This is a genomic window from Bartonella sp. HY328 (assembly GCF_025449335.1).
Classification (GTDB): Bacteria; Pseudomonadota; Alphaproteobacteria; order Rhizobiales; family Rhizobiaceae; genus HY038.
Window position 1 is genome coordinate 208,682 of record NZ_CP104883.1, and the last position, 11,152, is coordinate 219,833.

Below are 11,152 nucleotides of genomic sequence, written 5' to 3' on the forward strand. Positions count from 1 at the left end.
GCTTATTCACCAAGAACACCTGAAATATCCCTGATAATACTTCCCGTATAAGCCTCGGTGTAGAAGAAAAACGCCAAATAGAGTAAAACCGCGCAGCCAAGTGCAATCAATACAACCGCTATCACCGGTGTTTGCCACTTTATTTCGTGTTTTTTGATAACAACATTATCAGCTTCGAACAATTGCAACGTTTCTGGATAGCCTCGTTCTTTTCGAATAACGTCATGAACATCTTTAATAAATGCTTCAAGGTTAAGCTTGCCGTTATGCTGTGGGCGATACTTTCCTTCATAGCCTAAAATCATGCACAAATAGAGAAATTCTACTATGTCTATGTAACGATGTGGCTCATCCATCAACCGATCAACAATCACGAAAAACTTTTCACCACCCCATGTTTCTTGATGATATAGGGCTAAAAGACTATTTTGAGACCAGCGGCTGTTTTCTCCCCATGGAGTAATAAGGACCGTTTCATCAAGTACACTGCACAAACAATATCGAAAAGCTAAAATTGTGACCCGGTCATAGCCAAATTTGTGTAACTCAAGTTCAATTGCATCTATTTCATGACAGCAACGCTTATGTAAATCTTCTACATCGTCAAAATTACCTAAATTTGAAATACGCATAATCAAGGCTATTAAAGGTGAAGCGCAATCAACAATTTTATTAAGTGTCATTCCCCTTAGTGCAAAGGCAAAATTTTTACCCCGATTAACCGGTGCAGAGCTTAATTGAGGCTGTATTATATCAGAGCCAAGCGACGTGATTTCATTATTCTTATTTCCAAGATAAAAGCCTTCTGAATTCTTCACCTGTGGCACATTGGAATTATCTAATGTCTCACTCATGCTATTCCTCCATTATCGCGACGCCCCCGAATTGCCCAAAATTGCATTTCCAAATCAGGAAATTCACCTGCAATATGAAATGCAAAACCACTTGATTTAATAATATTTTTCCAACCACTTGAATGATGATCAAGAAAGAAATACGTATATTCTGCATGGTAAGGCAATTGACGCGGTGCGGTTGCCAATGGTTGCAATACAACACCAGGTAGATGGTGTTGAACCAGTTCCCTAATTTTTTCAATTGAAGAAATTTTAACCTGCGAAGGAAATGTTTTGGCAAGACGGTCAAGCGGCATAGCAGCCCGAACAGCCAAAACAAATGAACATGTTTCAATAATTTCAGTGTCACTAATCGGAGATGTAAGCACCCCATATTTATGTTTTTGCAGCGGAAGTGCAATAGCGTTAGGTTCAAGCATTACTGAAAGTGAGCGCCGCAAGGATGCTATGAGCGGATGAAAACAAATATGCGGTTCTTCATGCGAATAAATAGGCCAAACCTCAGGTAATCGTCCTTCATGTGTAAAGGTCGCTAGTTCTCCTGCGGCACCTGCAAAAAGTTCAAACAAGCGTTCTGGATGAATACGCATAATCGTACTTAGATGCTTAAATATTGGTCCTAAACGGTTAGTCGTTTGCAAAAGCATGAAGTCAGCAACATCAGCTACACCGCCTTGAGTTAAACCACCAAGGCGTTGGGCAATTTGCTGCGATCGTTGATTGAGCAGACCTGTGAAATCATCAAGAACACGACGCAGTTGTGGGATTGCTTGAATATCATAAGCAACTGGCATAAAATCCGCATCTAATATAATGCTACCATCGCTGCGCTTTTCCTTGACCCGTGCAATAGGAATACAGCTATAAGAACTTCGATCATCGCGCTCGGTTAAAAGCAATAAACGCAATTGGCCAACCTCAATATCCCATGGATCAGCATCATCACTGGTTACATCACGGGTTTCTTGATTATATGTATTAAGACGCGCAGATTCCTTGGCGCTTTCTTCGGTTAAAACCTCAGGAACTCCGCTTGTCCATAATGGTAAACATAAATAAATTGTTTCGTTAACAATATTCGTGCCACTCACATCGAGGGCTTGTGGCGCAGGTGTTTCACCTGGAATTTCAAATACGGTTCGATCCGGAAATATACCAGATGCATGAACTATAGATATACGGCCATGTAATAGATTTTCTTGATTTATTTCAATAGATTCAAGACCATATTGATATGCATTAATGGCATCGCTACGCCGACGCGTAATATATTCATGATATCGCGTTTGTTGCTGAAAATGGTTTGGTCTAATAAATTGCCCATCTTTCCAAATGGGAGGATTGCGTAATGACACGGTTAGCCCCTTATCTGTGAACCTGAATTGCAACGCCTTTGCGCACAATAGGAACCATTATTTTATATTGCTCGCCGGAAGCATTTACCTTTTCAACGGCTTTCCAGGTTACATTGTCCATATTGGCATAGGCTGCAACAACGCCGATATAATTGGTTGTATCGGTAAACTTAAATGGAGTTAGAACCGTAGAATCCCCAGGTTTTACCTGCTTTTTTATATGGCGAATATAGGACGTTTCTAAAGCTTTTTTGGGATCTTCAAGGAGCGAATAATAATCGACCCCCTCAAACTCATCGGGATCGCTTAATTGAAACACCCAAACATCAATCGGAGCATCACCAAGTTCAGATGTATTGGCTTTACTATCTGCATAAATTGTAATGAGAGCAGTTGACGGTTTATCGGCGCTTTTCTCTCCGACAGGCAAGCTTGGATCCATCATGACCTGCCCCATCTTTTTCATTGCCTCAACACTTTTAGATGGAGTACACCCGCTTATAGTTAACCCCAATAAGCCAATGGATAATATTATAAAAAATGCTTTTATACGCATGGCTTAACTTTCCAATGTTTGTTCGCGCATTTGGCGATCATAAACCTGACTGTAAACTTCCCAGAACATGCGCGATAAACCGCCTTGCTGTTCTGAGCGCATTTCTTTGTAATAATGCTGGTACATTTCCCAATGCCAAGCATCAAGATCGCCAACTCGTGGAGCGTGGCCCTTATATTTTTTAAATCTTTTGGCAAGAGCCACTGGTCCAAGAGCTCGCAAAACCATATCAAGAGCTTCCTCAACCGCCTTTTCATTGGCTTTTTGATGATATTGAATGAGTTGAAGGCTTTCTTCAATTGCAGCTCTTGCAGATAGATGCACGGGGCTTCGAACCAATAGAAGATCTTGAATAACTTCTTCGACAGACTTATCGAGGCGCAGTGGATTATCTTCAATTGCATGAAGGTGCGTTTCAGCCAAATGACTTTTATCTGACAATTCACGCTGATAGCTTTCCATCAGCCCTGATATTGCAGCTTTTAATGCGTCGCCAACATCGCTCATTAATCTATTGGCTTGCGGAACAGACATCTTTTGTATCGGAAGACCTAAAGCTGCACATAATGGGCGTAAAAGCACATGATCAACTAACTCTTCACTGCCATTTTCAAGTGTTACATCGGCGAGATAACGGTCTCTAGTAAACACATCACCTATATTTTGTTGTTTTTCGGCATCTGTAATGGCTGCATTGGCCAATCTTTCAAGATAGGAATCTAAATCATCGCTATTATTGGTTTTTGAAGACGTTTGCCCCGACATTTTTTCGCCCCTTACTTTTGGCATATTCATATAGGCTGAACCTGGTTGTAAATCGTCTGGAATTTCAGCAAATCCAGGTTCTTCAGGTTGTACATCAATAAGATCACCTATCTTACTTGCGGTATAATTTTTTTCAGCCTTTTCAACCTTATCGAATAGTTTTACCGGATCTCTTTCAAAAGTGGACCGGCTATCAATACTTTCCTCAATAAGATTAATTGGATCAACATCTTGCACGCGCTTCATTGTTTCGCGCATTTTTATATTGCCGCCATTATTCATGGCTTTACTTTCAAAAAAGTTTTGTGCGGTAATATCTTCGTTTTCTTGTTGATCTACCAACGTGCCAACGGAGACAAATCGTTTCGCCCAACGTTCGCCGCGTGTTTCCAATTGATCCGCTTCATTAATAGTCATTTCAACGAAAGCTGTGACTAAAAATTTTCCAATTTTCAACGTATCGCCATCGGTAATTTGTATTTGTTCACCAAGAGGAAGAAAAGCTTTGGCACCGTTTACTGATAGCCCACCTGCAACAACAGCCTCAAGGCAAAATTGGTTATCAATAAAGTGTATATGCGCATGATCTGGCGCAATACTGCCCTCACGGTCAACAATTTGCCAATCTGCGGCGTCGCTAGCGCCAATAGATCCGCCCCGCTCATTAAAATCTTTAATAGCGCTATAACCGCCACTTAAGTCATCTGTATTATTAACGACAAGACGTAAATGCACTGCGTTTAACTCCTCACCTTAATAATAACATCGCGAACTTCATCAAATTTCCCATCACCTAAGAAAGATGACCATCCAAGACGGCTAGGACTATCTTTGGCAAGAGTGATCGGATACGCCTCCTGTTTTTTAAGGCCTAACTTCAAATCATAACTTAATTGATCTCGAAACATGAATTCAACGAGACCACGTAAACCGTTAAAATCCTTGCCATGAGGCAGAAAATCTTGAAATCTCCTAAAATCAAGGTCTTGTATTACAATTCGTATTTTGCCTTGAATATCTGGAGCAAACTCACCTAAAATCATATTTTGACCAAGCTGACTGTTTTTTTGGCCAAGTTTCGTTAATTGCTCCGATGCAATTTTTACTTTTCGAGGTATCCATTCTTCAATTTTTACTTTTTCAAGATTAAATGCTCGCGATATAACGGTTGAGAACAATGCAGGTGAGCGATTACGCGTCGATAAAAGACCCGCAAAACATAATAATCTTGGCCAATAAATATTTGTAAACTTACGAGATTCTGTATTACCAAGCCCAAACATAGAAAAGATCCATGTTGAAAACTTGTCTTCGCCACCTGGTTGATAACGCCTAAAGTAACGTGGTTGGCGCCAAGCGCGATATAATAGCCCAATTATTCTATTATGAAAAAAGTCGAAAAAGTCCTTTGTAACCGATTGGTCTTGTTCATAATGAGCAATTTGTTCAGCATAATAAGAGGGCAATACAGTACTTGAACCGTGAAGCCCCATAAAGGTAACCTTTATTTTATATCGCTCAGAATGCGAACTTTCATCGATTTGCTTTATTCGTACAATATCAGATGTTGGAAATCCTAAACTGGAATCGACCTCAAAAAGAATTTTCTCATCAAAAGCCAATTGATGAGTTCCAACCTCGACGCCTTTGTCAATAATTTTTTCAATGAGCTCTATTGCTTCGAAAGCAGAAAACTCACGAGAATTTTTAAATAAAAAACCGCTTAGATCAGCGGCTGTCGTCCGATCTTCGCTGGCCATTGATAAATTTCTCCGTTTTCTATTCCGTGGACTTCAAGCTCATGGAAAGAATTAACTGTTGCATAAAGGGTAAAAAACTCAGCAAGAACTGCTGCAAAAAGAAACATTTCTCCTTCGGTATAAAATGCACTTTCATTGATTTTCATAATTGATTTCAAGCCACGAACTGGTAATCCTTTAAATAACAAATCAATTGGCTTGGTTTTTAAATCAACAATACCACTAATACGTTGCTTAGCTGCACGCTCAGCTTGGCGATTAGTTAAACTTTGATAATCATAAATTGATAATATTGCTGCTAAAGCGTCATGACTTAACAATGACATATAATTTAAAGATAAATTAGAAATCAGGTTCCAATTTAACGTACCATCAAGCGGCGGATAAACCGGCTCGGTTGGTCGGGTAATGTTGGTATAAGAAACAAACACGGGAGCTTTTTCAGTTGGTATGCAAATATCGCCCACTGCTAATTCTTGACATAAATCACTATGAAAGCAGGTAATATCAATTGATACAACTTCTTCGCTTGGAACAGCTGGCTCGCTATTGTGTAAAACAAAAGACACATCATACTCAAAACCTTTTGAACGCAAAGATTGAAGAGGTCTGCTATAAAAAAATACTTGCTCGGCTAATTGTTCCGAGCCTATTTCATGATTAAATGATTCAAATGCAGGATAATTTCTCTCAACTAAAAACCGATCCTTATCATTGGAAGCCCTTTGTCCCTTAATGTCATCAATCGAAAATATCTCGACATGATCTGTATCAAAACCTAAAGGCCGTACACGATAATGGGTTTTTGTATGTTTAATAATTAAAGGCTCTGCATCAGTTTCAAAAAGATTTACCGCAGCAATACAATATAATTTTATATTATCGGTTTTTAACCTGACATCTGCTGGTAAAGCTCTTTCAAAATCGATCTCTAACGAAAAGTCACTTTCTTCAATATTTTCAAAAATAGATTTCAATTTAACAAGGTCATAACCATAGAATTTGTCAGGAAACACAAAATATTCTTGCAATAATCTATGACCATCAAAAGCCGTATTTTGATGAGGCAAAATGGATTCTTCACTGTTAAAACCAATGGGTTTAACATTATTTTTTGCGATTGATTTACGTTTACCACTTGGAAAAACAGCTGTGATTTTACTCAAATATCGTCCGAGCCATAAATATAACATTTGCCGTACCGGCATATCGCCACATAGCGTTAAACGCAAATCTTCTAAATTGATTTGACTTAAAGGTAAACCTGATAATGTTTTGAAATCAATACGAATTTTTGACGTATCACGCGAACGCTCGAGAATTATATTTTCAATCTCCAACGGATATATAGGACAATCGGCAACTGTTTGAAAAAAGCATTGTTGCCCACGGATTTGATTTGATAAAATAGATGATCCCTTGGGCAAGATATGCCGCTCTGTGATAACACGATCAGCCGGCGTAAATTTCATCATTGTAGTTGATGGAAATGGTCTTAAAAAATTCGGCCATAATAATTTGATCACTGAAATGGTGAACTCTGACATTTCATCATCAATTTTTTCTCGCACACGACTGGTGAGAAATGCAAACCCCTCTAGCAATCTTTCAACATCGGGATCGGTGCTAGTGTCAGCCAAATAGCGCGCAAGCTTAGGATTAAGACGAGCAAAATCACGTCCGCTATCTTTCAAGTAACTCAATTCATCTTGAAATAAACGACTCATGAAACTCCCCGTTGGTTTTAAAACCAGATTACAAATTTGATAAAATTTTAAATTATAATTATTAGAATAGTTCATTATGAAGAGTAAAAATGCCCATCTCTCATCGCAATATCTATTCTTATCTGTTCTTCATGGCGTGCAATTTTTAACATTGCTGTAATATAAAAATTTAGCTCTAAAGGTGAATCAATATCTGATTGTGATTTCACCTCGATATTGAAAATTCTTGGTTCCGCGCTTCCTATGCATTTCCTGATTGAATCAATTAATTGCATAGAGACCTCAAAAGAACTGACTGTACTATGATTAAAATCAGGAATACCTAAGTTCATGTTTGAAAGAGCACCACCAGCATGAATATTCAATGCTCGGTTCAAATTCTTTTTTATTGAACGAATAATTCCGTCAATTTCATAACTGTAATGAGGTTGAGGTAAGTCTTCATCATCCGCAATCAAACGATCAAGCAAACTACCGCTTGCAAGTCGTGTCTTAGTATCAATAACTTGATTATCTGGCGTCCCGGAAGACTTTTTCCGGGACGAAGAATAAAGTTTCATCGGCATTAATCCTAGTCGGATTCAACCGTTGATTTTTCAAGCTTACCCACAAGAGAAAGTTCAAAATTTGCGCCCATATATTTAAAATGAGGACGAACCTTCAAAGCAACTTGATACCAACCTGGATCGCCTGCAACATCAGAAACATCGACACTTGCGGCACGTAGAGGACGTTTACTGCGTACATCTGACGGTGGGTTTTCTTGGTCTGCAACATATTGCTTGAGCCATATATTCAATTCACGTTCCAAATCTTCACGCTCTTTCCAAGAGCCAAGCTGTTCGCGCTGCAATACTTTTAAATAATGAGCAAGACGGTTGATGATCATAATATAAGGTAGCTGTGTACCCAACTTATAATTAGTCTCAGCTTGTTTGCCTTCACGAGTATTTGGAAAACGCTTAGGGGCTTGAACACTATTTGCCGAGAAGAAAGCAGCATTATCAGATCCCTTACGCATTGTAAGGGCGATAAAACCATGTTCAGCCATTTCAAGTTCGCGACGATCTGTAATCAACACTTCAGTTGGAATTTTGGCGTCAAGCTGACCAAGCGCTTCAAATACATGGACAGGAAGGTCATGAATTGCACCACCACTTTGTGGGCCAATAATATTGGCACAAAAACGATATTTCGCAAAACTCTCAACTAACCGCGTTGCAAATGCGAAAGATGTATTTCCCCATAAATAATTTTCATGTTCAGAAGCTACATCCTCAGTATACACAAAACTACGCACGGGATTATCAAGTGGATCGTAAGGCTGGCGAAGCAAAAAGCGTGGGCCCGTTAAAGCGACATAGCGGGCATCTTCTGATTCTCTAAAAGCATTCCATTTTCTAAAGCGCGGACTTTCATACACAGAAGAAAGTTCCTTAACCGCAGGTAGATCTATATTACTATTAACACCATACATTTCAGGAGCTGCACCAGCAATAAAAGGTGCATGCGCCATCGCGCCAACTGAAGACACATATTGCATAAGCTTAATATCAGGAGCAGACGGTCCAAAATCATAATTCGCGATCATAGCGCCAACAGGCTCACCACCAAATTGACCATAATGCGCAGAATAGACATGCTTATATAAACCAGACTGGACAATTTCAGGCGCTTGATCAAAATCTTCTAAGAGATCCTCCTTAGAGACTGACAATAAATCAAACTTGATATTTTCGCGGAAGTCTGTACGATCAATAACGAATTTCAATCCACGCCATGAGGCTTCAAGCTGCTGAAATTTTTGATGATGTAATATTTGGTCAACTTGTTGACTGATTTTGCGATCAAGCTCGGCTATCATACGATCAACAGTATTTTTATTAACCTTTTCATTGGCATTTTTAGACTTTAAAAGGTCGTTAATAAGAACCTCTACGCCTTTTTTAGCTATATCATATTCTTCTTGATCTTTTTTATAAGTTGTTTGTTCTAACAATTGATCAAGAAGTGAACCATTTGTAACAATAGTAGATTTTGCAGTTGTTTCTTGTGAACTTTGCGATTTAGCAACAGTCATTACACGACCTCTCTCGACTTTTCCCGATTAATAAATATTTGACAAACATAGGCCTTCGATATTTTTCGAAAAAATTAATTATCAGATGGCTCACTTGGAAACTTAGCTGCATCGCTTGTATCAATTGCAGCAAGCTCCTTAAGGACCTTTTCACGACTATCTTTGTCATCAATAATATTCTGGATTGTTTGTCTAAAAGATGGGAAATTGCCAAGAGGCCCCTTCAATGCATTAAGCGCATCACGCAACTCCAAAAGCTTGCTAAGCTCAGGTACTTTTTTAGCAATAGCATCTGGTGAAAAATCATCTAGTGAATTGATATCCAAATCAACTCTTAATTCGTCATCTTTATTGCCGCTTAATGTATTAGGTACGGTTACGGCAATATTAATATTTTGGTCTTCCATAACTGCAGAAAAATTATTTTTATCAATAGATAAAATTTTTCGTTCTTCTATCGGCGTCTGATCTTCTTGCCCTGTAAAGTCGCCAACAAAAAACATACGTAGTGGAAGCTCTTTTTCTTCCTGTTGTCCTAATGTTGCTGGTGTGTATTTGATATTTACACGCTCCTTTGGTGCAACACTGCCTTCTTTTGTGCCTCTAGCCATTGAAAAACCCCTATTTCAATTTTCACATTAGACGATACGCTTTAAATATTTTTCGCAAATAACATTAACATCCTAATTTAGATATTATTCAATTCGAAATATGATATAGCAAGTGAAAGCACTCTATATTTAATACATCTAACTAGTCAACTATAAAAATAATTTTAGAAAATACTAATATTATAATTTATTAAAAGTACAATATAATAAGATTTAAAATTTGATAATTATCAAGGATTTTTTTTATTAGAATATTATTAACACTCTAATAACTGCAAGAAATTGCAGTCAACTGCAAATTTTTGCAGTCCGGTATTTTTCTGTTTCTTTTCTTATGGTTAGGTGCGGCTTTATCTGATTTTTGTTAATTTGGACTGCAATTTTTTGCAGTTATTAGTATATTCTAAGTATTACATGTTTGGACGTAATAATTTATTTTCATTTTTATTTTCAATTACTTGTCTTTTTATTTTTGTATTTGCGCTAAATTGGCATGAAACTTGCTTCATATTTGGTGTGGGCAAGGGTTTTCATTTCTCTTTTGAACTTTCTTTGCTCACAGGACTGTTGGCTATCATCATTTTAAGCTCTCAATCGGGGGTAAAGTGCCGTCAGTTTTTAAAATGTAAGTTTGTTTGTTTATATAAAAGGATAAAGAAATGCCAACACCAGCCTATATTAAAATCGAAGGTACAACACAGGGCCCAATCACTCAAGGAGCAGCTTCTGAAGATTCAATCGGCAATATCTGGCAAGAAGGCCATGAAGACGAAATCCTCGTTCAGGCCATTGACCATGTTGTAACCATTCCTCGTGATCCACAATCAGGTCAGCCTTCAGGTCAGCGCGTTCATAAGCCTTTCAAGTTCACAGCAGCTTTGAGCAAAGCAACACCTTTGCTTTATAATGCGCTTACTTCAGGCGAGATGCTCAGCACTTGTGAAGTAAAATGGTATCGTACCAATACATCTGGTAAGCAAGAACATTTCTTCACCACCAAGCTTACCGATGCGATCATTGTTGATATTGATTGCAACATGCCGCATTGCCAAGATGCAAAAAATGCAGACTTTACCCAGTTGGTAACTGTATCACTCAGCTATCGTAAGATTGAATGGGAACATGCTGTTGCTGGTACTTCAGGTGCTGACGACTGGCGTGCGCCTAAGGTTTAAGCCATTAGGCAAGGAATGAAGCGTTTATATGGGGTTTAAAAATAAACGCTTCACTTTGCTTACCTCCCTCATTGATAAGATCAGAGCTATGAATGAGGGAACAAGCATCGGTATGGCTTTGCGGGGCATATCCATACCGATGCTGTTAAACCATTAGCTATGTACTTAAGGCTTTATAAAATTAAATAATATTTTTTAAATAAAGACAATGGGGCGGTGTTTATTTTTTTGCCTCATTGAAGTGAAGACTTGGCTCTTTGGGCCTT

The 11,152-nt window shown here is 38.4% G+C and carries 11 protein-coding genes; 2 read left to right on the forward strand and 9 right to left on the reverse strand.

The window, feature by feature from the left end; translation table 11 throughout:
• Nucleotides 1-2 precede the first annotated feature (2 nt).
• From icmH to tssB, 9 genes are all read right to left on the reverse strand, one after another.
• Nucleotides 3-854, reverse strand: a complete 852-nt coding sequence (gene icmH, locus N5852_RS00820) for a type IVB secretion system protein IcmH/DotU (RefSeq protein ID WP_262098484.1) — start codon at nt 852-854, stop codon at nt 3-5.
• Nucleotides 851-2,212, reverse strand: coding sequence for a type VI secretion system baseplate subunit TssK (tssK, locus tag N5852_RS00825; protein ID WP_262098485.1), 1,362 nt, complete (start codon nt 2,210-2,212; stop codon nt 851-853). Before tssK ends, icmH begins: the two co-directional genes overlap by 4 nt.
• Nucleotides 2,213-2,222: 10 nt before the next feature.
• Nucleotides 2,223-2,768 (reverse strand): type VI secretion system lipoprotein TssJ, encoded by a 546-nt coding sequence (gene tssJ, locus N5852_RS00830; RefSeq protein ID WP_262098487.1) that lies wholly within the window; start codon nt 2,766-2,768, stop codon nt 2,223-2,225.
• Between the two features lie 3 nt (nt 2,769-2,771).
• On the reverse strand, nt 2,772-4,268 hold the full coding sequence (tagH, locus tag N5852_RS00835) for a type VI secretion system-associated FHA domain protein TagH (RefSeq protein ID WP_262098488.1): 1,497 nt from the start codon (nt 4,266-4,268) through the stop codon (nt 2,772-2,774).
• 5 nt (nt 4,269-4,273) lie between these two features.
• On the reverse strand, nt 4,274-5,293 hold the full coding sequence (tssG, locus tag N5852_RS00840) for a type VI secretion system baseplate subunit TssG (RefSeq protein WP_262098489.1): 1,020 nt from the start codon (nt 5,291-5,293) through the stop codon (nt 4,274-4,276).
• A complete protein-coding gene (gene tssF / locus N5852_RS00845; RefSeq protein ID WP_262098490.1) occupies nt 5,257-7,020 on the reverse strand; it encodes a type VI secretion system baseplate subunit TssF in 1,764 nt (587 codons plus the stop codon). The genes tssG and tssF overlap by 37 nt, the downstream gene beginning before the upstream one ends.
• Nucleotides 7,021-7,094: 74 nt before the next feature.
• The gene (tssE, locus tag N5852_RS00850; protein WP_262098491.1) at nt 7,095-7,580 is read right to left on the reverse strand and encodes a type VI secretion system baseplate subunit TssE; all 486 of its coding nucleotides are present in this window, start codon (nt 7,578-7,580) and stop codon (nt 7,095-7,097) included.
• An 11-nt stretch (nt 7,581-7,591) separates the two neighbouring features.
• Nucleotides 7,592-9,100 (reverse strand): type VI secretion system contractile sheath large subunit, encoded by a 1,509-nt coding sequence (gene tssC / locus N5852_RS00855; protein ID WP_262098493.1) that lies wholly within the window; start codon nt 9,098-9,100, stop codon nt 7,592-7,594.
• Nucleotides 9,101-9,174: 74 nt separating this feature from the next.
• Complete coding sequence (gene tssB / locus N5852_RS00860; RefSeq protein ID WP_262098494.1) at nt 9,175-9,711, reverse strand: type VI secretion system contractile sheath small subunit; 537 nt, start codon at nt 9,709-9,711, stop codon at nt 9,175-9,177.
• A 659-nt stretch (nt 9,712-10,370) separates the two neighbouring features.
• Here tssB and N5852_RS00865 point away from each other — a divergent pair.
• Together N5852_RS00865 and N5852_RS00870 are read left to right on the forward strand one after the other, a co-directional pair.
• The gene (locus tag N5852_RS00865; protein WP_262098477.1) at nt 10,371-10,886 is read left to right on the forward strand and encodes an Hcp family type VI secretion system effector; all 516 of its coding nucleotides are present in this window, start codon (nt 10,371-10,373) and stop codon (nt 10,884-10,886) included.
• 28 nt (nt 10,887-10,914) lie between these two features.
• Nucleotides 10,915-11,043 (forward strand): hypothetical protein, encoded by a 129-nt coding sequence (locus tag N5852_RS00870; protein ID WP_262098495.1) that lies wholly within the window; start codon nt 10,915-10,917, stop codon nt 11,041-11,043.
• Nucleotides 11,044-11,152 lie beyond the last annotated feature (109 nt).